The 20,036-nt window shown below is 68.9% G+C and carries 23 protein-coding genes, 1 tRNA gene and 1 pseudogene; 11 read left to right on the forward strand and 14 right to left on the reverse strand.

Features of this window, described 5'->3' with window-relative positions; genetic code table 11:
- Nucleotides 1-3: 3 nt before the first annotated feature.
- Nucleotides 4-990, reverse strand: a complete 987-nt coding sequence (ctlX, locus tag V1351_RS01875; RefSeq protein ID WP_338750187.1) for a citrulline utilization hydrolase CtlX — start codon at nt 988-990, stop codon at nt 4-6.
- A complete protein-coding gene (locus V1351_RS01880; RefSeq protein WP_338750189.1) occupies nt 987-2,015 on the reverse strand; it encodes an ornithine cyclodeaminase in 1,029 nt (342 codons plus the stop codon). Before V1351_RS01880 ends, ctlX begins: the two co-directional genes overlap by 4 nt.
- Nucleotides 2,016-2,157: 142 nt before the next feature.
- Between V1351_RS01880 and V1351_RS01885 the strand changes: the two genes are divergently transcribed.
- On the forward strand, nt 2,158-2,589 hold the full coding sequence (locus V1351_RS01885; RefSeq protein ID WP_338750191.1) for an Lrp/AsnC family transcriptional regulator: 432 nt from the start codon (nt 2,158-2,160) through the stop codon (nt 2,587-2,589).
- Between the two features lie 215 nt (nt 2,590-2,804).
- Here the strand turns inward: V1351_RS01885 and V1351_RS01890 are convergent, their stop codons facing one another.
- Together V1351_RS01890 and V1351_RS01895 are read right to left on the reverse strand one after the other, a co-directional pair.
- Nucleotides 2,805-3,170, reverse strand: coding sequence for an MscL family protein (locus V1351_RS01890; protein ID WP_338750193.1), 366 nt, complete (start codon nt 3,168-3,170; stop codon nt 2,805-2,807).
- A 93-nt stretch (nt 3,171-3,263) separates the two neighbouring features.
- Nucleotides 3,264-3,713: a hypothetical protein gene (locus V1351_RS01895; protein ID WP_338750194.1), complete on the reverse strand. Its 450-nt coding sequence runs from the start codon at nt 3,711-3,713 to the stop codon at nt 3,264-3,266.
- Here V1351_RS01895 and V1351_RS01900 point away from each other — a divergent pair.
- A complete protein-coding gene (locus tag V1351_RS01900) occupies nt 3,712-3,954 on the forward strand; it encodes a hypothetical protein (RefSeq protein ID WP_338752581.1) in 243 nt (80 codons plus the stop codon). The genes V1351_RS01895 and V1351_RS01900 overlap by 2 nt on opposite strands.
- A gap of 14 nt (nt 3,955-3,968) precedes the next feature.
- Here V1351_RS01900 and V1351_RS01905 read toward each other — a convergent pair.
- Nucleotides 3,969-4,139 (reverse strand): annotated as a pseudogene (locus V1351_RS01905) (FmdB family zinc ribbon protein); the annotation flags it as partial.
- A gap of 11 nt (nt 4,140-4,150) precedes the next feature.
- On the opposite strand from V1351_RS01905, the gene V1351_RS01910 reads away from it, so the two are divergent.
- Nucleotides 4,151-6,727 (forward strand): penicillin acylase family protein, encoded by a 2,577-nt coding sequence (locus V1351_RS01910; protein WP_338750196.1) that lies wholly within the window; start codon nt 4,151-4,153, stop codon nt 6,725-6,727.
- A gap of 3 nt (nt 6,728-6,730) precedes the next feature.
- Here V1351_RS01910 and V1351_RS01915 read toward each other — a convergent pair whose 3' ends face one another.
- The gene (locus V1351_RS01915; RefSeq protein ID WP_338750198.1) at nt 6,731-7,291 is read right to left on the reverse strand and encodes a 5-formyltetrahydrofolate cyclo-ligase; all 561 of its coding nucleotides are present in this window, start codon (nt 7,289-7,291) and stop codon (nt 6,731-6,733) included.
- Nucleotides 7,292-7,313: 22 nt separating this feature from the next.
- On the opposite strand from V1351_RS01915, the gene V1351_RS01920 reads away from it, so the two are divergent.
- The 3 genes from V1351_RS01920 to V1351_RS01930 are packed head-to-tail and all read left to right on the forward strand — an operon-like array spanning nt 7,314 to nt 10,257.
- Nucleotides 7,314-8,714: a UTP--glucose-1-phosphate uridylyltransferase gene (locus V1351_RS01920; RefSeq protein WP_338750200.1), complete on the forward strand. Its 1,401-nt coding sequence runs from the start codon at nt 7,314-7,316 to the stop codon at nt 8,712-8,714.
- The gene (locus tag V1351_RS01925; protein ID WP_338750202.1) at nt 8,711-9,361 is read left to right on the forward strand and encodes a GNAT family N-acetyltransferase; all 651 of its coding nucleotides are present in this window, start codon (nt 8,711-8,713) and stop codon (nt 9,359-9,361) included. Before V1351_RS01920 ends, V1351_RS01925 begins: the two co-directional genes overlap by 4 nt.
- Before the next feature lie 41 nt (nt 9,362-9,402).
- Nucleotides 9,403-10,257 (forward strand): hypothetical protein, encoded by an 855-nt coding sequence (locus V1351_RS01930; RefSeq protein ID WP_338750203.1) that lies wholly within the window; start codon nt 9,403-9,405, stop codon nt 10,255-10,257.
- 5 nt (nt 10,258-10,262) lie between these two features.
- Here V1351_RS01930 and V1351_RS01935 read toward each other — a convergent pair whose 3' ends face one another.
- On the reverse strand, nt 10,263-11,537 hold the full coding sequence (locus V1351_RS01935; protein ID WP_338750204.1) for an AI-2E family transporter: 1,275 nt from the start codon (nt 11,535-11,537) through the stop codon (nt 10,263-10,265).
- A gap of 86 nt (nt 11,538-11,623) precedes the next feature.
- Between V1351_RS01935 and V1351_RS01940 the strand changes: the two genes are divergently transcribed.
- Nucleotides 11,624-11,699: transfer RNA gene (locus tag V1351_RS01940), tRNA-Ala, on the forward strand.
- Between the two features lie 58 nt (nt 11,700-11,757).
- Here V1351_RS01940 and V1351_RS01945 read toward each other — a convergent pair.
- From V1351_RS01945 to V1351_RS01955, 3 genes are read right to left on the reverse strand one after another with little or no spacing between them, the layout of a single operon-like run.
- Nucleotides 11,758-12,840: a tyrosine-type recombinase/integrase gene (locus tag V1351_RS01945; protein WP_338750205.1), complete on the reverse strand. Its 1,083-nt coding sequence runs from the start codon at nt 12,838-12,840 to the stop codon at nt 11,758-11,760.
- Nucleotides 12,837-13,034, reverse strand: a complete 198-nt coding sequence (locus tag V1351_RS01950; RefSeq protein ID WP_338750206.1) for a helix-turn-helix transcriptional regulator — start codon at nt 13,032-13,034, stop codon at nt 12,837-12,839. Before V1351_RS01950 ends, V1351_RS01945 begins: the two co-directional genes overlap by 4 nt.
- Before the next feature lie 17 nt (nt 13,035-13,051).
- A complete protein-coding gene (locus V1351_RS01955) occupies nt 13,052-14,590 on the reverse strand; it encodes a replication initiator (RefSeq protein ID WP_338750207.1) in 1,539 nt (512 codons plus the stop codon).
- A 530-nt stretch (nt 14,591-15,120) separates the two neighbouring features.
- Here V1351_RS01955 and V1351_RS01960 point away from each other — a divergent pair.
- The gene (locus tag V1351_RS01960) at nt 15,121-15,687 is read left to right on the forward strand and encodes a hypothetical protein (RefSeq protein WP_338750208.1); all 567 of its coding nucleotides are present in this window, start codon (nt 15,121-15,123) and stop codon (nt 15,685-15,687) included.
- Between the two features lie 91 nt (nt 15,688-15,778).
- Here the strand turns inward: V1351_RS01960 and V1351_RS01965 are convergent, their stop codons facing one another.
- From V1351_RS01965 to V1351_RS01975, 3 genes are all read right to left on the reverse strand, one after another.
- Nucleotides 15,779-16,321, reverse strand: coding sequence for a DinB family protein (locus tag V1351_RS01965; RefSeq protein WP_338750209.1), 543 nt, complete (start codon nt 16,319-16,321; stop codon nt 15,779-15,781).
- A 132-nt stretch (nt 16,322-16,453) separates the two neighbouring features.
- On the reverse strand, nt 16,454-16,957 hold the full coding sequence (locus V1351_RS01970) for a GNAT family N-acetyltransferase (protein WP_338750211.1): 504 nt from the start codon (nt 16,955-16,957) through the stop codon (nt 16,454-16,456).
- Nucleotides 16,958-17,111: 154 nt separating this feature from the next.
- Nucleotides 17,112-17,306, reverse strand: a complete 195-nt coding sequence (locus V1351_RS01975) for a hypothetical protein (protein ID WP_338750213.1) — start codon at nt 17,304-17,306, stop codon at nt 17,112-17,114.
- Nucleotides 17,307-17,715: 409 nt separating this feature from the next.
- Between V1351_RS01975 and V1351_RS01980 the strand changes: the two genes are divergently transcribed.
- Together V1351_RS01980 and V1351_RS01985 are read left to right on the forward strand one after the other, a co-directional pair.
- A complete protein-coding gene (locus V1351_RS01980) occupies nt 17,716-18,228 on the forward strand; it encodes a DinB family protein (protein ID WP_338750215.1) in 513 nt (170 codons plus the stop codon).
- A gap of 77 nt (nt 18,229-18,305) precedes the next feature.
- Nucleotides 18,306-18,503, forward strand: a complete 198-nt coding sequence (locus V1351_RS01985; protein ID WP_338750217.1) for a hypothetical protein — start codon at nt 18,306-18,308, stop codon at nt 18,501-18,503.
- A 140-nt stretch (nt 18,504-18,643) separates the two neighbouring features.
- Here V1351_RS01985 and V1351_RS01990 read toward each other — a convergent pair whose 3' ends face one another.
- Nucleotides 18,644-19,189, reverse strand: a complete 546-nt coding sequence (locus V1351_RS01990; RefSeq protein WP_338750219.1) for a CPBP family intramembrane glutamic endopeptidase — start codon at nt 19,187-19,189, stop codon at nt 18,644-18,646.
- A 185-nt stretch (nt 19,190-19,374) separates the two neighbouring features.
- Between V1351_RS01990 and V1351_RS01995 the strand changes: the two genes are divergently transcribed.
- Nucleotides 19,375-19,941, forward strand: a complete 567-nt coding sequence (locus V1351_RS01995) for a hypothetical protein (protein WP_338750221.1) — start codon at nt 19,375-19,377, stop codon at nt 19,939-19,941.
- Nucleotides 19,942-20,036: the final 95 nt, after the last annotated feature.

The following is a 20,036-nucleotide window of genomic DNA, read 5'->3' on the forward strand; positions in this document are numbered from 1 at the left end:
GGCTCAGCGTGTCCGGGGCCGAAGGTGGTTGCCGGCGATCATGCAGCGCACCGACCCACCGGCTCCCTCGATGGTCGGGACGGGCACCGCCAGCACCCGGCAGGATCGCCGGATGACCGCCAGCTGGTCGGGGCGAAGGGAGTCGACCGCCGTGGTCGACATCACCAGGGCCCGGTCGGGGTCGGCGGGGTGACGTCGACGCGCGGCCAGCTCGATGCAGTTGCCGGCGAAGCGGTGGACCTGCTGTGCGGTGAGCTCGACGACGGTCTTGCCCGAGTCGCGCAGACGACGCAGCACCCACTCCCGCTGTCCGTGGTCAGTGATCATCCCGGACCCGACGAGGGCGAGCTGCGTGCCCACCGACATCAACACGTTGGTGTGGTAGACGGGCAGGCCCCGCTCGTCGACGGCGTCGAAGAGCACCGGCTCGTAGTCGTGGTCGGCGCAGAAGTCCGCCAGCAGCTCGGGGGAGAGCCGGTTGGACCGGCAGGCGTAGGCCAGGCGCGCGTCGTGGTCGAGGACCATCGCGCCCGTCCCCTCGAGGAACTGCTCGTCGTACTCGGCCGCCGAGTAGTCGATGACCCGGCGCACGACGAACTCGCGCTTGAGGTCCTCGATGATGTCGGCGCGACGCTCGCTCCGGCGATTCGTGGCGTACATCGGGTACAGCGCCACGGACCCGTCCGGGTGGGTGGAGAACCAGTTGTTCGGGAAGACGCTGTCGGGTGTGTGCGTCGTGTGGTCGTCGAAGAGCGACACCTCCACCCCGGCGCCCGTCAGGACGCGGGCCACACCGGTCACCTCGTCGTGGGCTCGCACGGCCACCGTCCGCGGGTCCTCGGCGAGGTGCGACTGGAAGCCGTTGTCCTGCGCGGTCATCGGGTTGGGGGTGAAGTGGCGCGGGCGCACGAGCACCACCGCGGACGGGGCCTGGACGCTGGTCGCCGACGTCGTCGTGGGCGCCACGCGCAGCTCGCTGGTCGCGCTCATCCGACCGGCTTGAGCGAGGTGACGAGGGAGAAGAGGTCCTTCGGGTCCTGCGGATCGGCGACGAGGTCGATGGAGACCTGCAGGTCGGTGCCCGCGGTCGCGTCACGCGCGCACCGCAGCGCGGCGAAGTCGGCGATGGCGAAACCGACGGAGTCGAAGACGGTGATCTCCTGCGTCGAAGCGCGGCCCTCTGCCTCGCCGGTGAGCACCTGCCAGAACTCCACGACCGGGAATTCGGGGTCCATCTGCTGGATCTCGCCCTCGATGCGGGTCTGCGGCGGGTACTCGACGAAGACCCGGCTCCGGGTGAGGATGCGTGCCTCGAGCTCGGTCTTGCCCGGGCAGTCGCCGCCGATGGCGTTGATGTGCACGCCGGGCTCGATCATGTCGTCGGTCAGGATCGTGGCCATCTGCTTGTCGGCTGTGCAGGTGGTGATGATGTCCGCCCCGCGGACGGCCTGGGCGGTCGAGGTCGCCTCGGTGATCCGAAAGCCGAGCGGCTCGAGGTTGCGCCGTAGCTTGGCCATCGCGGCGGGGTCGGTGTCGAAGACCTGCAGGTCCTCGATGCCCATGGCGGCACGGAAGGCCAGGGACTGGAACTCGGCCTGCGACCCGGTGCCGATGAGTGCCATGACGCGCGAGTCGGGGCGGGCGAGGACCCGTCCGGTGAGCGCCGACGTCGCGGCGGTGCGCAGCGCGGTCAGCAGGGTCATCTCCGAGAGGAAGACCGGGTAGCCGTTGTCGACGTCGGCGAGCATGCCGAAGGCGGTCACGGTCTGGAAGCCACGGCTGGGGTTGAGTGGGTGGCCGTTGACGTACTTGAAGGAGTAGGTGACGTCGTCCGACGTCGGCATCAGCTCGATGACGCCGAAGGGGGTGTGGCTCGCGACCCGTGGTGTCTTGTCGAAGCGGGGCCACCGGGCGAAGTCCTCCTCGACGTACCGGGTCATCCTGCCGAGGACGTTCTCTGCGCCGTCGCGCTGGATCCAGCGGCTCATGCTGGGCACGTCGAGGAACTGCGTCATGGTCTCTCCTTCGTCCGGTCCCGGGGTTGTCCGGTCTCTCGAATTCAGACTAGAACTCTCGATTTGCAGGCGAAAGATGAGAATTGGTCGATTTGTGTCAAGGACGCGTGCACTTTGTCGGGCTCGAAATACCATGATGTGCATGTATCACCCGACGGACCTCGACAAGCGCCTCATCTCGGCCCTGCGCAAGGACGGCCGCGCGCCCGTCTCGACGCTGGCCCAGCAGCTCGGGGTGTCCCGGGCCACGGTGACCGCGCGCATCGACAAGCTCACCACCCACGGCGTCATCGTCGGCTTCACCGTGCGCGTGCGTGATCCCGCTGAGGCCTCCGAGGTGCGGGCGGTCTGCTCCATCGAGGTCGAGGGCCGCACGACCGACCGGGTGATCCGCGAGCTGCGCGGCTTCCCGGAGATCCAGGCCCTGCACACGACCAACGGCGGCTGGGACCTCGTTGCCGAGCTGTCCTGCGCGGACCTGGCCGCCTTCGACGACCTGCTGCGCCGGATGCGCGGCATCCCCGGCATCGTCAACAGCGAGACGAGCCTGCTGCTCAGCTCCGTCGTGCGCTGACCCACGGGCCCGTGGACAGGCACGACGGGGGCCGGCCCACCCCTTCGCAAGAGCCCAGGCAGGTGCACTGGGTGGGTGCAGGAGCCCAAGCAGTTGCGTTGGGTGAGTGCAGCAGCCCCGCAATGTCGTCACCCGCGGCCGGACCGCGTCCACGCGAAGGAGGTCGGTCACCATCGACGGCGACCGACCCCCTTCGCCGTGTCGGCGGGTGTGGCTCAGGCGCGCTCGGTGCGCAGCGAGTCACGGATCTCGCGAAGCAGGATCACGGACTCCTCGACCGCCTCCTCCTCCTCGGTCATGGCGAAGCGCTCACGCAGGTGGGTGTAGGGCTTGATGACACCGAAGTACACGACGGCGGCGAGGATGAGGAACGCCACGCTCGCGGTGACGAACTCGCCGACCGGCAGGCCGGCAGGCGTGAAGTCGTCGAAGTTGGGGTTGGCGCCGATGACCTTGGCGATGACCGCGAGCAGCAACTTGGTGAAGGCTGCGACGACGGTGGCGAACGAGGTGGCGATGACCAGACCGACGGCGATCTCGACGAGGTTGCCGCGGAGCAGGAACTCCTTGAAGCCCTTCATGACTGTCTACCTTCCGTGGGAGCGAGCAGGGCGATGACCGGATTGAGCATCCGTGGACGAGTCTGACGCAGAATCGTCACCGGCGTCGGCCCCTCAGGCCGTGTCCTTGCCCGCACCCGCCCGCACGACGATGAATCCCGTGCGCCCGCCGACCTCCGACGTCATCTGCTGAACCAGTGTCCCGACGTCGCGTGCCGGCAGGGAGATCCGCACCGTCGGCGGGGCGCCGGAGGTCGCCGGGAGGGCGAGCACCGTCGCGCCCGTGACCACCGGCTCGGCCCGGCCGGGCAGGTAGACCCCGACCGCGTCGCCCGGCGCGAGGTGGTCGGCCGGTGTCGCCAGGGGCACGCTCAACGCCGATCCGGCCGGGGCGGAGGGCTCGTCGGACATCTCCGGGGGACGGGTCACACCGAGGGTCAGCTGCAGCGCGAGCAGGAGCGCGCCGGCAGCCAGACCGCGACGCACGAGTGAGAGTCGCCAGGCCGCCCGTCGGGAGGGCCCGAAGAGCGAGGGCAGGTGTGCGGCGAGACGCGAGGTGGCCATGCCGACGACGCTAGAGGCGTCGCGGACGACCGGGTCGGGGCGTCAGGGCGCGGTGGACGAGGTGCTCGACGCAGTCGAGCTTGTGGACGAGTTGCCGTTCGAGGACGAGGACGAGGACGAGGACGAACCCGAGGAGTCGCTCGACGTCGTCGTGGAGGTGCTCGAGGAGTCGCTCGACGTGCTGCTCGCGTCCTTGGAGGAGCCGGAGGACCCCGAGTCCGAGCGCGAGTCGGTCTTGTAGAAGCCACCGCCCTTGAAGACCACACCGACCGCGTTGAACTGCTTGCGCAGACGGCCGGAGCACTCGGGGCAGGTGGTCAGCGAGTCCTCGCTGAAGGACTGCACGACATCGAATTGGTGGCCGCACTCGGTGCAGGCGTAAGCATAAGTAGGCATTTCACGACGATTATAGGCCGGTGCTGGCATACGCTCGCACCGTGACCACGACCACCACCCGCAGGCTCAGGCGCGCCCTGATCGGTCTCCTCGCCCTCGTGGTCGTCGTGGCCGTCGTGCTCACGGTCGTCGTCATCGGCCAGGGGCGCCGCCCGCTCCCGCAGACCAGCGGGACCATCGAGATCCCGGGCCTGGACGGCGAGGTCGAGGTGCTGCGTGACGAGCGCGGCGTGCCGCACATCTATGCCGACACCATGGGTGACCTCATGCGCGCGCAGGGATACGTGCAGGCACAGGACCGCTTCTTCGAGATGGACCTGCGTCGCCACATCACCGCCGGCCGCCTGGCCGAGCTCGTCGGCGAGCCGGGTGTCGAGACCGACAGGGTCATCCGCACCATGGGCTGGCGCCGCGTCGCCGAGCAGGAGCTGGCCATGCTGGACCCGGACACCCGGCGGGCCCTGGGCTCCTTCGCCGACGGCGTCAACAGCTGGCTGGAGGACAAGGGCTCGACCTCCGCCATGGCGCTGGAGTACACGGTCCTGGGTCTGTCCCTCCCGACGTACCGGGTCGAGAACTGGACGCCGGTCGACTCCCTGGCCTGGCTCAAGGCGATGGCCTGGGACCTGCGGGGCAACTACACCGGTGAGCTCACCCGCGCGGCCCTCGACGGCACGGTCGCCACGTCGATGCTCGACGAGCTCTACCCGACGTACCCGACGGACCGCCATCCGCCGATCCTCTCCGGCACGGAGTGGCGCCCCAGCAGGAAGGGGGTGAACCCCCCTTCGTCCTCGTCGTCGCCGTCCGAACGGCCGGCCACGACACCGCAGGTGCGCTCGGCCCTGACCGACACCGCGGCGGCGATCGAGAGCATCCCCGCGCTGCTGGGCAAGGGGCAGGGGATCGGCTCCAACTCCTGGGTGGTCAGCGGCGAGCGCTCGACGACCGGCAAGCCGCTGCTGGCCAACGACCCGCACCTCGGGGTGAGCATGCCGGGCATCTGGTACCAGATGGGCCTGCACTGCCGGGAGATCACGGACGGGTGCCCGGTCGACGTCTCCGGGTACACCTTCGCCGGGATCCCGGGGGTCGTCATCGGTCACAACCAGTCCATCGCATGGGGGTTCACCAACCTCGGCCCGGACGTCACCGACTTCTACCTCGAGGAGATCTCGGAGGGCCGCTACCTGCGTGACGGGGAGCTGGAGCCGCTGGAGACCCGTACCGAGACGATCACGGTGGCCGGCGGCGAGGACGTGGAGATCACCGTCCGCTCCACGGGGCACGGACCGATCCTGTCCGACGTCGTCCCTTCCGCCGCGGCCGCCGGGCGGGACGTCGAGGTGGAGGGCCGGGCCGCGAGCAGCTATGCCGTCTCCCTCGCGTGGACCGCGCTGACCCCGAGCACCACCGCCGACGCGATCCTCGAGCTCAACTCCGCGACGAACTTCGACCAGTTCCGGGCCGCCGCGAAGGACTTCGCCGTCCCCAGCCAGAACCTCGTCTACGCCGACACGGAGGGCAACATCGGCTACCAGGCGCCGGGGAAGGTGCCCATCCGCAAGGGCCTCGGGACCAACCCGCCCGGCTGGCTACCCGCCCCGGGCTGGGACTCCGACTACGACTGGCAGGGGTACGTCCCCTTCGCGGACCTGCCGTGGGTGCTCAACCCGAAGGACGGCTACATCGTCACCGCCAACCAGCAGGTCACGGCCAGCCGCAAGCCCTTCCTGACCACCGAGTGGGACATGGGCTACCGCTCCCGACGCATCGGTGATCTCCTCACCAGCGAGGAGAAGGTCTCGCCGAAGAAGATGGCCCGCATCCAGCTCGACACCCACAACGGGCTCGCCGAGACGCTCGTCCCGGCCCTGCTGGAGGTCGAGGTCGACGACTTCACCCGTGACGGGCAGGACCTGCTGCGCACGTGGGACGAGAGCCAGCACGCCCGGGGCGGGCACAACGCCGCGACCGCCGCGTACTTCAACTCGGTGTGGCGCCAGATCGTGCAGATCACCTTCAACGACGACCTGCCCGCGGACCTGCAGGCTGCCGGCAGCTCCCAGTACTGGTTGGCGATCGAGGGCCTGCTCGAGAACCCCAGCAGCCCGTGGTGGGACGACCGCACGACCCCCGGCGTCATCGAGAGCCGCGACGAGGTGCTGCGGCAGGCGCTCGTCGACGCGCGTCTGGAGCTGACCCGCTCGATGGGCAAGAACCCCGAGAGGTGGAACTGGGGGGAGCTGCACGGGGTCACCTTCGTCCACCAGGTCCTCGGCGGTGAGGACGTCCCCGGCCCGGTCCGCTCGCTGGTCAACGCCGGGCCCTACCCGGTCGGCGGCAGTTCGTCGACGGTCAACGCGACCTCGTGGGACGCCTCCGAGGGCTTCGCGGTCACGGCCGCCCCGTCGATGCGGATGATCGTCGACCTCGGCGACCTCGACAACTCGCGCTGGGTGAACCAGACCGGCAACTCCGGCCACCCCTTCAGCAGCCACTACGACGACCAGATCGAGCCCTGGCTCGAGGGGCGCACCTTCGCGTGGCCGGCCAGCCGCGAGGCGGTCGTCGAGTCGACGGCGGACACCCTGACGCTCGCACCGGAGGCGGACTGACGGTCAGGCACGAAGGGGGGCGCTCGCCTCGGCGATCCCGGTGGCGGTGACCACGGTGGTCACCGGGACGTCGTGCGGATCGCGCGGAAGCGTCTCGCGCGTGTGCTCGCCGGGGTGGAGCAGGACGAGTACGGGCGTGCCGGCGGGGAGCATCGGCAGCACCCGGTCGTAGCAACCGCCACCCTGTCCCAGCCGCGTGCCGCTGGTGTCGACGGCCAGCGCCGGGACTATGGCACCGTCGGCGGCGGCAGGGGTGTCGATGCCCAGCGGGGTGCGCTCGGGGTCACCCAGGTCGCACCACTCCAGCCGCCGGTCCGGCAGCGTGATCGGGACGAGCACGCGGTGGCCGGCCCTGCGCAGGGCCGCGTTGAGAGCCGTCGTCGGTGGCTCGTGGGGGAGGGACTCGTAGGACAGGACGGTCCCGGACGCGAAGGGGGTGGCCCCCGTGACCGCCGCCGCGATCGCCTCGGCGTCGGCACCGAGATCACGGGAGCCGGCCAGTCGCCGCCGGTGCGCGCGCAGGCGGCGGCGGGCCTGCCCCTTCGTCTGCCCGGCGCGGTCCATGCCTGCATCGTAAGGTGGCGCCATGCGAGTAGAGGGACGTGACGAGGCCGTACGCAGGATGACCGAACGCGGGATCGATGCTCGGGCGATCGCCGTCTTCGAGGACTACTGGCAGCAGCTGGCCGAGGGGGCGCAGGGCACCATCCCCGAGTCCACGATCGAGCCGCTCGTCGACGTGCCGGAGCTCGCCGCCATCGAGGTCGACGACGACGAGCGTCGTGCGGCCCTGGCGAAGGTCGCCGTGGTCAAGCTCAACGGTGGGCTCGGCACCAGCATGGGGATGTCCGGCCCGAAGTCGACGCTCGTCGCCCGCGACGGGCTGTCCTTCCTCGACATCATCGCCCGCCAGCTGATGGGACTGGAGGAGCGCCACGGCTCCCGGCCGCCGCTGGTGCTGATGAACACCCCCCGCACGCGCGAGGAGTCGCTGGCCGTCCTCGAGCGCTACCCGCAGCTGGCGCAGCAGGACCTGCCCCTGGACTTCCTGCAGAGCATGGAGCCCAAGCTCGACGCCGAGACCCTCGCCCCCGTCTCCTGGCCGCAGGACCCGAGCCTGGAGTGGTGCCCGCCCGGCCACGGGGATGTCTACGTCTCGCTCGCCGCCTCCGGGCTGCTGACGCAGATGCGCGAGGCCGGGTACCGCTATGCCTTCATCTCCAACGCCGACAACCTCGGCGCCACCTGCGACCCCGACATCGCGGCCTGGCTGCTCGCGGAGGGCATCCCCTTCGCCGCCGAGGTCGCCGAGCGGACCCTCAACGACCGCAAGGGTGGGCACGTGGCCGTGCGCAGGTCCGACGGACGGATCATCCTGCGTGAGTCGGCGATGGTGTCCGACGACGAGCAGGACCTGTTCCAGGACACCGGCCGCCACGGGTGGTTCAACACCAACAACCTGTGGGTGGGGTTGGACGATCTCGACGAGCTGATGCGCGAGCGCGACGGCGTGCTCGGGCTGCCGATCATCGTCAACCGCAAGACCGTCGATCCGCGCCGCAAGGACAGCACGAAGGTGATCCAGGTCGAGTCGGCGATGGGGACGGCCGTCGAGGCCTTCGAGGGGAGTGTCGCGCTGCGGGTGCCGCGCACCCGGTTCCGTCCGGTGAAGACGACCAACGAGTTGCTGCTCCTGCGCTCGGACGTCTTCGAGCTCGACGAGCAGTCACGGGTGGTCTCCCGGATCGAGCACGCCGAGCCGAGGGTGTCCCTCGACGGCAACTACACGTTCGTCGCCGACTTCGACGAGCGCTTCCCGCACGGTCCGCCCTCGCTGCGGGAGTGCACCTCCTTCGGTGTCGAGGGGGACGTGACCTTCGGCGAGGACGTCGCGGCAGTCGGTGACGTCGAGGTCGTGGCGGCCGAGCCGGCGCGCGTCGCCGACGGCACCCGCCTGACCGGTCGGGCGGTACTGTCCACCGGGTGACCCGCCGATCCGTCGTCCTCACCGGGACCACTCCCCCGGGGGAGCAGGTGACCCTGCGCCCCTTGCGAAGGGGGGATCGCCGCGACTTCGTCGACCTGCGCTCGCGCAATGCCCTCTGGCTGGCGCCGTGGGACCCGACGGTCCCGCCCGGCGGTCGGCCGCGCCGGGACCTCGGGCGCGACTTCCCCGGCTACGTGCGGGGGCTAGCCCGGGAGGCCAGAGCGGGGACGGGACTGAGCCTGGCGATCCTCGTCGAGGGTGAACTCGTCGGGATGGTCGCGGCCAGCAGCATCGTCGAGGGTGCCCTGCGCTCGGGCAGCATCGGCTACTGGGTCGGACGGGAGGTCGCCGGGCGCTGGATCGCCCCGACCGCGGTGGCGATGCTGGGCGACCATCTCATGGACCCGACGGGCCGTGCGCTGCACCGGATCCAGGTCGAGATCGTCCCCGAGAACAGCGCCAGCCTGGCTGTCGTGGCCAAGCTCGGCATGCGTGAGGAGGGCACCAAGCGGGCCTACCTGCACATCGGGGGCCGCTGGCGTGATCACCGGTCCTTCGCCGTCGTGGCCGAGGAGGTCGGGGTCGGGGGACTGGCAGCACGTCTGTCACACAGATATCAGCAGTCACAAGCGCGACACACCGAGTAGCCTGCGCCACACTGCGCGGGTTCCTGCCTAGCGTTGTCCTCGTGCAGCCAAGCAGCCTCATCTTCGTGCTCGTCGTCGCGATCTGGGCTGTCTATCTGCTCCAGTACTGGATCAAGCGCCGCGACCACCTCTCCACCGTCCGGTCGGTCGATCGCTTCTCCGCGGCCATGCGGGTCCTCGACGACCACCGGATGGGGCGCCGGCTCGCGGAGCCGACGCCACGCTCCTACTCCGTCGCACCGACCCGGGCCGCGCGCCCGGAGGTCACCGTCAAGCACGCCGAGACCCCGCCCGCCCGGGTCGCGCCGGTCGTCGGTGTACCGCGTCGACTGCGTGGGCTCGTGCTGCTGGGCCTGGTCGCGCTGCTTCCCGTGGTCGCGCTCGTCGCGGCCTTCGGCCCCCTGCCCTGGTGGACGGTCGCCGTGCCGCTCGTGGGGGCCGTCGTCGCCTTCGCCTGGCTGCGCCGGGCCGTCGTCGCCGAGCGCTCCGCCAGCCGGCGCGTCGGCGTGGAGCGTCGTCGGGCCATGACCCCCCGGGTGGAGCGCCCCGTGGCGCCGACCCGGACCGCTGCCCCTGCGACGCCCGCCCGTGCTGCTGCTCCCGCTGCCGCTCGGCCCGTCTCGCGCAGCACCCGCGTCTACGACGTCGCCGAGGAGTCGGCCCCGAGCGTGGACGAGGTCATCGAGCCGGTCGCCCGGACACCGGTCGCCGAGCCGGAGCCGGGCACCTGGCAGCCGACGCCCGTGCCGCGCCCGATGTACACGATGAAGGCCAAGGCCGAGCGTCCTGCACCCGCTCCGGTGCCGACCGCGGCGGCCCCGGTGCCTGCGGGTGACGTCCCGCAGGTCATCGAGGTCGAGGACGAGGACCTGCCGGCCCTGGCCGACTGGGCCTGAGCGACTCACACCGGGTAGATCGAGTCCCCCGGGTCGAGGTCCGAGCGCTCCTGCGCGCGGGCGACGTCCTCGTGGATCTCCTGCCGCTCCTCATCGGTCGTCAGCTCCTCCGGTCGGTCCACGTCCTCGGGCGTCGGGTCGAGGAGGTTGTGGCCGACGGCGTTGAGCACGGCCACCGTCGGCACGGCGACCAGCGCGCCGATGACACCGCCCAGGATGATGCCGGTGGTGATGCCGAGGATCACGGCGAGCGGGTGGACCCGGACGGCGCGTCCCAGGAGCAGGGGCTGGAGCAGCTGCTGCTCGATCTGCTGCACGGCGATGACGACGCCGAGCATGAGTACGGCGGTGATCGGGCCCTTGGCGACGAAGGCGAGCAGGACGGCGATGAATCCGGAGACCAGCGCTCCGACGATCGGCACGAACGAGCCGATGAAGACGAGCAGGGCGATGCCCGAGGCGAAGGGGACGCCGAGGGCCAGGGCGCCGAGCCCGATGCCGATCGCGTCGACACCGGCGACCAGGACCGTGGCTCGCGTGAATGCCTGCAGCTGGTGCCACGCGATCGCCCCGGAGGAGAGGACCTTGGCCCGGGACCCGCGCGGGAAGAGCCGGACGACCCAGGCCCAGATGCCGGGGCCGTCGTAGAGGAAGAAGAAGAGGGTGAACATCGCCAGCAGGAATCCGGTGAGCCCCTGTCCGAGCGCCGAACCCGCCTGGGTGGCCATGTCGGAGATGCGGTCGCCCCGGGAGATCGTCGCCCACTGCTCGGCGAACCACCCGGTCAGCTGTGCTTCGCTGAGTCCGAGCGTGCCCTCGACCCACAGGCGGGACTGGGACAGGCCCTCGCCGACCTGGTCGACGATGTCACCGAGCTGGGCGGCGAACTGGTTGCCGACGTAGCTGAAGAGCGCGACGAGCGCGGCCAAGGTCCCGATCACGGTGATGAGGGCGGCCACGCCCTTGGGCAAGATCAGGCGCAGGCGGCGAAAGAGCGGCTCGAGCAGGGCTGCGAGCAGCAGCGCGACGACGACCGGGATGACGACCTGGGCCAGGATCGTGGCGAGCTTGAGGATCGCGACGACGGCGACAGCGATGACCAGCGAACGCCACGCCCACTCCGACAGCGCCCGTACCGTCGTTGGCACCGCAGTGACGCCGTCGGGTGACTCGGGTGACGTCCGGATGACGATGGGCGGGTTGTCGCGGCCGGCCGGGAGGCTCGGCAGTCGCGGTGGGCGCCGCAACCGCAGTCCACTCCAGCGACGTTTGGCGGACATGCGGCTCCTCGGATCGGGTGGGCTCGACTCTAGTCGGCCGAATTGCTCTACCCGGCACCGCCGATGTTATGGTTACCGACGTTCTTGGGGCTGTGGCGCAGTTGGTAGCGCGTCTCGTTCGCAATGAGAAGGTCAGGGGTTCGAATCCCCTCAGCTCCACCACCGGAGATCCCCGGCACAGCAGCGAAAACGCTGAATCTGTGACCGGGGTTTCTCTTTGTCATTCCGACCTCACCTCCCGATCTGCCCCCCGGATGCCCCCCGACGGTGCGTTGAGCCTCTCCAGACCGGCCCGATCGGCGCCCGTGCCCAGGAAGTGCAGGTACCGGTTCGTGGTCGCGATCGACTCGTGCCCCATCCACGCCTGGACCGTGCCCGGGTCCACGCCGCGGCTCAGCCACAGGCAGGCCGCGGTGTGTCGCAGGTCGTGCACCCGACGGCCCTGCCCGGTCGTGGGCCAATGGAGGCTGCGGAGCACTGCCGAGCGGTGCATCTGGGCGCCGCGCTCGGTGGTGAGGAGTAGCTCCCGCTGGTGCTTGCCCTCTGACAGGTGCTGGACGATCGGTAGCACCCGGTTGGCCAGCGGGACCCGTCGGGACCGCCGGCCCTTGGTGCCCTTGATCGAGTGGCCCTCGGGCTGGGACCGGCGCACGAGCAGACCGGGCGTGGGCACCTGCATGACGTCCTCGACCCGCATCGCCCGGGCCTCGGCCCAGCGCAATCCGGTCCACGCCAGCACGAGCATCACGTCGGCCAGGTGCGAGGAGAACGCAGCCCACTCGGCATGGGCCGCCTCCAGCGCCTCCTCGCTGAACGGGTCCATCTCCTCGACCTCGCCGGACTGCTTGGGGACACGCACGCCCGTGACCGGGTTGGCCACGACGATCTTCTCCCGCACGCACCACGCGAAGAACGAGGACAGGCTGGCCCGGAACCGCCGCACGGAGCTCTCCGCGAGACCGTCTGCGAGGAGCGCCTCGAAGGAGCGCGCGACCTCCCGCCCCGACACGGCGGACACGTGCAGCGCCAACATGCTCGTCGGCATCAGGCGCAGCAGGTCCTGGTCGCTCCGGTAGGTCTTGGCCGCAACGGTCGTGGACCGCACCCGAAGCCACTGGACGACGAGGACGCGCACGCGTTGCCGGCCGGCCCGGGGATCGACCCCGCCCGCCAGCGCCGCACGCTCACGGGCGAGCCACGCCTTGGCCTCCCGCTGGGTGTCGAAGACCTTGCTCGCCACATCGACCCGACCGCTCTTCAGCTTCGCCCGGAACCGACCGTTCGGCAGCTTCTGCACGCTCACGCCGCGCCCCGCTTCACCCAGGCGGCGACGTCCTCCCGCTGGTAGCGCGGGCTGAAGGGGGTCAGCCACGTCACCCGTGGCCCGTGGCCCACCTGTCGCCATCGGCACAGTGTCGACGGCGAGATCTGCAGCGCCTCGGCGACCTCCGTGGTGGTCAGCAACCGCTCGAGCGCCGGTGTTGGTTGATCCTGCATCTGTGGCTCCATCATCGTCACCTCGTGTCTAGCCCATCTCGGTCCTTGCGGCGTTCGGCTTTCCACAGGTCGTACTCGCGGGCGCGGGCTGCGACCGCCAGGGCCAGGGCTTGTTCGAGGTGGTCGCGCCAGCCGGTGCCGACGTAGGTCCAGGATCCGACGACCTGGGTGGTCTCTTCTGCGTCGTCGGCGAGCAGGCGTGCTTCGAGGTCGCGGGTGTCGAGGGGTCGCCCGGTGCGGCGGGACTCGGCAGCCAGGGCCTGCCACCGCGACCGGGCACGACGCAGGGCGCCGAGGGTGAGGGAGTAGCGCCTCGATTTGGTGCCGAAGTGGCCGCGGAAGCCCAGACAGTGCACCCACTTGCCCATCCGTTGGTAGTCGTGGTCCCGCTCGTGGAAGGTCGCGGCCCGGGTGGCCATCTCCCGGCACTCCCGCCGCAGGGCAAGGATGTGCGGACGTCCTTGACCACGGCCGTGCAGGCCGGAGGAGTCCTTGGTGGAGTACTTCGCCAGGTAGCCGGCGACCTGATCGGGGGTCAGCGGGCCGGCCGGGTCGTCGGTGCGCGAGCCGGCCCGAACGGTACGCACGTCGACCTGGCTCCCGAAGGCCAACACCCGTGGGGTGTCCTCGTGGTCGACCGGCTCGGCGATGGCCGTGACGGTCGGGACGACCTGTCGGACGGCGGCGGCGAGAGCGTCGCCGTCCAATGATGGGGGAGCGGGTGCGCCGGTGCCGCCGGCGGCGGGTCCGTCGAGGCGGATCAGGGCGTGGAAGTGAATCAGGCCGCGTGCCTGGTGTTCGGCGACCTTGGCGTACTGGATCGACGCGTGCTCACCCAGGCGGGAGTCGGGGACGGCCAGGTGGTGGGCGATGGCCCGATGCAGGGCGATGGTGAAGCGTCGCCACAGCTCGGGGGCGTGCCACTGCCACATCACCGCTGAGGCGGTGTCGTGGCACTGGAAGCACAGCGGCGCCCCGTTGACCTCGTCGTACTGGTCGTGGACGCGGGTGCACCACGACGGCCGTCCGTGGGGACACCGGGTCCGATCGTCACGTCGCCTGGGCCGACACGCCCTCCCGCTCCGGTGGCCGTGGACCGGCCCGAACGAGGGGGCGGTGAGGGTGACGAACAGCAGCGGGTTGTCCCGCACCTGCTCGGGGACGGTCTTGCCGCCGGCGACCCCGGCGTGGATGAGGGCGTAGGTGTCGCGGGCGTAGGTGCGTGAGCAGGCCGGGCACACCGAGGCACGGCGGTTGCCGCACGGGCGATGGAGCACCCCGAACGGCAGGCCACTGGCGTCGAACGAGGTCAGCACTTCGCCGGTCGTGGTGTCGACGGCGACCGAGGACCCGGACAGTCGGACGGGGTGGGCGCAGTTGTGTGTGGTGCCCAGGGCTTGGGAGAAGTCGTCCATGCTCCCGTCGCGCATCCGCTGCGCGATCAGCTTGGCGTTCTCGGGGTGGTTGAGGTCGGGGATGTCCAGCGGCGCGTCCTCACCAAAGCCGGGGAAGCGCTCCTCGCCCGTGGCAGGGGCGGGCGTGTCTGTGGCGGCCACGGTCCCCTCCCAACCAAAGAGGGTGTGCCACGCGGACCGGAGTGCGGCTCTGGGATCCGCGCGGCACACCCAGACTGTGGGGGTGCGGCGATGCGTGGTCACCGACGTTCCAGAGCCGCTCAACGCCAGGCGCACCCGAGGGGGCGCGGATGCGGATCCCGTCAGTGAGTGTCTGTCGCGGCTATCGGTGAGTGCGAGCCGTCAGGCCCGGGTGGGGAGCCGACCCCCAGGGATGAATCCCGTTGGTGTGTCCGTCTGTTGATCCGCAACATCCACGCTGCCGCCCACGATCGGCCTGTTCCAGCAATCTGCGGATCTTTGACCAAACTCTGACCCTTGCTGGCCGCGTGGCCCTGATTGATCGCTCAAGTCCCGCGAGTGGTTTAGGTCAACTACGTCCCAGTCGCCGATCCCCTTGGCGCTCTCGCAGGTCACCTCCTGGCCCAGGCCGACTCCGCTCTTCCCAAGCGGAATACGCTGCCGTAAACCAATGGTTGACAGAATTTGTCAACCATTGGTTTACTGTCGATATGGAAGCGATCAGGGAAGCGCAGCAGGCTGTGGACCGCGCCAAGGATCAGTTGAGATCAGCCGTGCAGGAGGCCCGGAGCCAGGGGCAGACCTGGGCGGCGATCGGTCAGGCCCTGAATATGAGCCGGCAAGCCGCTTTCAAGCGATTCGGCGAAGTGACCAACCCGGTCGATGGCCGGAAAATAGAGGGAGTGCGTATGTCAATCGACCAGGTTCGACGAACAACCGAGCAGGTCTTCGACCTCATCAGTGCGGGTGAGTACGACAAGCTCGAGCAGTTGATCCACCCTGAGGTCAGGAACGAGCTGCCAGCATCGCTGATCTCGGAGACCTGGGCCCGCGTCCTTACAGAGGTCGGCGTAAAGGAGTCATACGTAGACACTCACGTGGCTCTGCCCGCAGGAGAGCGAATCGAAGAAGACGACCAAATCCTAGGGACCGTTGTAGGAGTCACCACGCTGAACTGCGAAGCCGGCGAGATGATGGGCCGCGTGGCCGTCGATGACCACCAGCGGGTGGTAGGACTCTTGATTGTCACCCCCGACTACAGCCCGTTGCCATTCTGAGCTCACGCAGCTGAACAAGCAGCAGTCCCGTAAGCGGGAAACCTGTTCCGGTCACGGATCGCCACCCGGTCAGGGTTCTCCACCTCGTGCTCTACTCACCGGTGGTGCCGTCGACTGACTCACGGAGAAGGTCTGCGTGACCGTTGTGCCGCGCGTACTCCTCGATCATGTGTGTGATCACCCAGCGGAGACTGGGCGCTCGTCCGTCTGGCCAAGTCCTGCGCATCTTGTAGTCAAGGCCGCCTGCCTTGAAAGCACTCTCGGCCGCAGTCCGAGCGCGGATGACCGCCTCCTGCCACAGTGCGCGGGTCGCGTCTGGGTCGTCGAATCTGGCAGAGTGCCAATCCCAATCTGGGTCTGCTGTCCAGTCCACCGAAGCCCAGGGTTCTCGGCGTGGCTCGTCCTGGAGCCATCGCCCAAACCAGTCGTCTTCCACGTAGGCAAGGTGCTTCATCAGGCCACCCATGGTCATGCTGGTGGGAGGCAGGCGCCGCGCGAGCTGAGCAGATGTGAGGTTGGCGCTTTTCCATTCGAACGTGGCACGTTGGTAGTCGAGGAACCCGGTGAGGGTTTCCCACTCGTTGCCGGCCAGTGGTGGCTCTGGGCGGCCGTGCTCATCGAGGTCTAGTGTCATGGTTCGGGACTCTAGTGCCGCGGACGGACATGCTCTCGTGGCAGAGGGGGCCATTGACTGACCGCCATGAGACCACGGACCGCCCGGGTCGGGTCGTGCGTCGCTCGACGTTCGCGGTCCGGGCACTGATGCTCAGTATCTGATCATCCGGACTTCCGTGGTTCGCGTTGGTTCGTGCGGCTTGGTTGCTCCATCGAGGTCGTAGCCGAGCTTGCAATAGAAGGCCTGTGCTCTGCGGTTGCGGTCGAGCACCCACAGGTACGAGGGACCATCCGATAGGCCGTGGTCGGTGAGCTTCTGGGCTACGCCGGTGCCGCGCGCGTCCGGGTGGACGTACAGCGACATCAACTCCACGAAGCCATCCATCTCTTGATCGCGGGCAGGGCCGACTGTAATGAACCCGACTAGACGGTTGCCGTCTTCCGCGACTAGCACAGTCCGACCGTTGCTGTCTCGTCTGTTGCGATCCAGCATCCTGATGAGCCGCTTCCATCGCTGAGTCGCTTCTACATCGCTACGGGCCTGCAGGTAGTCCGAGGGCATGAGCCCGGCGTAGGCGATACGCCAGATGTGGTTGTGCAACGGGCCTAATGCCGTCTCATCCCCAGGTAGTGGCGGCCGGATGATCACGCTCACTCCAGCAGACTATCGGGGCACCACGATCTTCGGTAGCCGAATGGTGTCCGGTCACCGATCGCCTGCGGGACGGCGAGCGCGATGCAGCTCGACATCTCCGAACAGCTCCGAATCCGGTTCGGGTGAGGAACGGTGTCCCGCCTGGCAAACCGTGTTAGGCGCTGTGCTTCTTGGTGATGACAGTCGAGATGACGGTGCTGACCACGAACGTGAGAATGCCGAGGCCCAGTCCGAAGCCGATGACGTTGCCGCGTGATGCATCTGTTGCCGTCGCAATGACCATGTAGATCACGGTCGCGATCAGTGCGCCGAGCAGCGCACTCCGGAATGTTTCGTTCATTGCCTTCATGGGGCGCCTCCGACGAGCATGGATGCTGGATCGCCACAGTACCCCCTGCTCAGAGGCGTCAGGCCTCAGTGGCTCGCCGCGTGCTCAAGAGCGTGGGTCAGGAGTGAACGTCGGTCACGAGTTGGTGCCGGTCGCAGCCCATCGGTACGCGGTCGGCATGGCCGATCGCCGCGCCAAGACCAGCAGACGCCGGGGCGGCGCGGGTGACTCAGAGAAGACGCAACGAACCAGCGATGTCGCCTTAAGCGGATCCCCTGCGGGACGCGTAGCCCAACGGTCTGAGCCGCTCGGGCTTCGCCGCAAGTCGTTCGTCTTGCGGGACACCCGGACTTCTCGACGAGCGTCGGTCTCCCTCCGGCGACACTCGAGCAAATGTCGAAGTCATTGACAATGTCGGTTGAATGCTGACATGGACAGTAGCGACGCGGAGCCGGCCACGAAGCAGGAACTCCTAGAGTGGCTCGACGCTCAGCGAAGGCATGTCTCGGAACAGGTGAAGGCTATGCCTGCGGGGGCTCGTCGGCAGGCTCAAGTTCCATCGGGCTGGACGCCACGCGGTCTCATCAGGCATCTGGCACTGGACGTCGAACGTGTGTGGTTTCGAGCTGTCATGGCCGGCGAGCACATCGACCTTCCGGAGGGATACGAAGGTTGGACCGCGCTCGACGAGCAGACCGATGAAGACCTGCTCGAGCAGTACGCCAGCGAGTGCAAGCGAGCGACAGCAGCTATCAGCGGTATGAGTCTGAATGCGGAACCCGCGTGGTGGTTCGAGGACGGGGGCAGCCCTCCGCACTCCTCCCTTCGCGAGGTGATCTTGCACGTGATCGTCGAAACGGCTACCCACGCAGGGCACTTGGACATCTGTCGTGAGCTGGTCGATGGTGGCCAGCGCCTCGTCCTCGACGAGCCGACGACCTGAAAGATCGGCCAGGTACCGCGGTCGATGGGCTATCGGGCGCCACGTCTCAACGCCGTCGCCGCAGTTACGCTGCGGGTATGACCGCATGGAGCCGTTACCTGTTCGGCGCCTCGATGACTTTCGGTTGGGGCGTGCTGCTGCTCGCTGAGCAGCTGCCGGCGTGGTTAGGGCCCGTGTCGATCTTCGTCATGGTCCTGGCCGCTTCTGCGTTCCTGACCTGCTCCGTCCTCGAACACTGGTGCAGGCGCAGGGCTGTCGGGACCGTGGAGCAGTAGCCCTCCGTAGCTCAGGTGGCCCCTCTCTCGGTCGTGACATTCAGAACCGGGCGCCGCCGACGTCCACGCCATCGGCGCTCAATGCCCTGTAAGGGATCCCTGACCGATCATCGTTGCTCGACGGGGGCGCCGCGAAGTTCTCAGAGGGCGATCAATCCGGCGGCGATGTTAACGACGGCATGCAGGATGGCACCGGGAACGAACGACCTGGTCTTGTGTCGCAGCCATCCCAGCAGCCATCCCGTGAGGAACTGCACGGGCAGGATCGGCAGCAAGCGGGCATCGATCAGCAGGAGTGGAAGGTGCGGGAGAAGGAAGATCACCGCCTGCAGGAGGTTTCCCCAAAGGAAACCGAGCCGCCGCATCAGCACCCCGGCCAGCAAGCCGCGGAAGAAGACTTCCTCACCCAGGGCGCGCAGGATCACCCCGATCGCGACGCCAACCGAGGTCAACTGCGCGATGGAGACGCCGGGGGCCTGGAGCACCTCTGCCGGGATGAGAGCTGTCGACAACCACGCTGTCAGAAGCAATAGGGGTAGCAGCAACAGCGCCCACCCGTAGGCTGCCATCGAGCCCGTCGAGGCGCCCAGCCGGTCCCACGCTGACGTGAACGTCCCGCCCGGCCTGCGCGACTGCACGAGGACGTACACGAGCGCAGGAGCGCAGAGCAAAAGGAATTCCGCCACCGCGTCAGCCTACGGAAACCCAAGCGCCCCGCCACAGGCTGTATTCGACGACCCTCCCCAGGCGGGGATCCTCTAATGGCCCCGGTGCCTGCGGCGGGGGCCTGAACCCGGCGGCCGGGCCAAGTGCTCACCTCCACAGTCACTCGCGGCGGCTGGACGCGCCCGTGTCCGGCCATCCTTGGCGCGTGGTGACGGTCCTGTTGCAGACTCAGGGCATGGAATGGTCGCGCGACGGGCTGAGCGCCGTGGGCTTCGAAGGGTTCGTCCATTTCGTCGACCTGCCTGCCGCACGCGTACCTCGCGGACCAGGGGTGTACGTCGTGCTGCGCGAGCAATCGGAGGGCCCCACCTTCCTTGATATCAGCCCCGCGGGTTGGTTCAAGGGCAAGGACCCCTCCGTCACGCGGGAGCTCCTTGAAGCGGCTTGGGTAGACGGAGCGCACGTTCTCTACATCGGCAAGGCAGGCGCCGGGGCGTCCGGCAGGCGAGGGTTGTCGACGCGCCTCGATGAGTTCCGTAAGCACGGCGCCGGCGTCCCTGTCGGGCACTGGGGTGGGAGGTACATCTGGCAGTTGGCCGAGAGCTCGATCTTCCGCGTGGCCTGGCTCGAAACGGCCGACGATGACCCGGAAGACGTCGAGTCTGAGCTGATCACACGGTTCGTCTCCGACTGGGGGAAGCGCCCATTCGCAAACAGGAAGGCTGGTCGGATACGGAGGACAGATCAGTCCGTAGGCGGCGGAATGGGCTAGGTCCGTAGGCCGCAAGCGGAAGGTCTCGCAGGACGCCGCAACGGCGGGGTCACGGCGCAGCCTCCGACGGATGGCAGGCATGTTCGGGCATGCGG

This window comes from Janibacter sp. A1S7 (assembly GCF_037198315.1).
Lineage (GTDB): Bacteria > Actinomycetota > Actinomycetes > Actinomycetales > Dermatophilaceae > Janibacter > Janibacter alittae.

Bases quoted from the DNA above. Each gene is read 5' to 3' on its own strand.
- ctlX (WP_338750187.1), bottom strand. From the start codon at position 990: ATGAGCGCGACCAGCGAGCTGCGCGTGGCGCCCACGACGACGTCGGCG.
- V1351_RS01880 (WP_338750189.1), bottom strand. From the start codon at position 2,015: ATGACGCAGTTCCTCGACGTGCCCAGCATGAGCCGCTGGATCCAGCGC.
- V1351_RS01985 (WP_338750217.1), top strand. From the start codon at position 18,306: ATGACCGCATGGAGCCGTTACCTGTTCGGCGCCTCGATGACTTTCGGT.
- V1351_RS01895 (WP_338750194.1), bottom strand. From the start codon at position 3,713: ATGGCCACCTCGCGTCTCGCCGCACACCTGCCCTCGCTCTTCGGGCCC.
- V1351_RS01885 (WP_338750191.1), top strand. From the start codon at position 2,158: ATGTATCACCCGACGGACCTCGACAAGCGCCTCATCTCGGCCCTGCGC.
- V1351_RS01900 (WP_338752581.1), top strand. From the start codon at position 3,712: ATGCCGACGACGCTAGAGGCGTCGCGGACGACCGGGTCGGGGCGTCAG.
- V1351_RS01890 (WP_338750193.1), bottom strand. From the start codon at position 3,170: ATGAAGGGCTTCAAGGAGTTCCTGCTCCGCGGCAACCTCGTCGAGATC.
- V1351_RS01950 (WP_338750206.1), bottom strand. From the start codon at position 13,034: ATGCAGGATCAACCAACACCGGCGCTCGAGCGGTTGCTGACCACCACG.
- V1351_RS01980 (WP_338750215.1), top strand. From the start codon at position 17,716: ATGGACAGTAGCGACGCGGAGCCGGCCACGAAGCAGGAACTCCTAGAG.
- V1351_RS01975 (WP_338750213.1), bottom strand. From the start codon at position 17,306: ATGAAGGCAATGAACGAAACATTCCGGAGTGCGCTGCTCGGCGCACTG.
- V1351_RS01965 (WP_338750209.1), bottom strand. From the start codon at position 16,321: ATGACACTAGACCTCGATGAGCACGGCCGCCCAGAGCCACCACTGGCC.
- V1351_RS01935 (WP_338750204.1), bottom strand. From the start codon at position 11,537: ATGTCCGCCAAACGTCGCTGGAGTGGACTGCGGTTGCGGCGCCCACCG.
- V1351_RS01920 (WP_338750200.1), top strand. From the start codon at position 7,314: ATGCGAGTAGAGGGACGTGACGAGGCCGTACGCAGGATGACCGAACGC.
- V1351_RS01915 (WP_338750198.1), bottom strand. From the start codon at position 7,291: ATGGACCGCGCCGGGCAGACGAAGGGGCAGGCCCGCCGCCGCCTGCGC.
- V1351_RS01960 (WP_338750208.1), top strand. From the start codon at position 15,121: ATGGAAGCGATCAGGGAAGCGCAGCAGGCTGTGGACCGCGCCAAGGAT.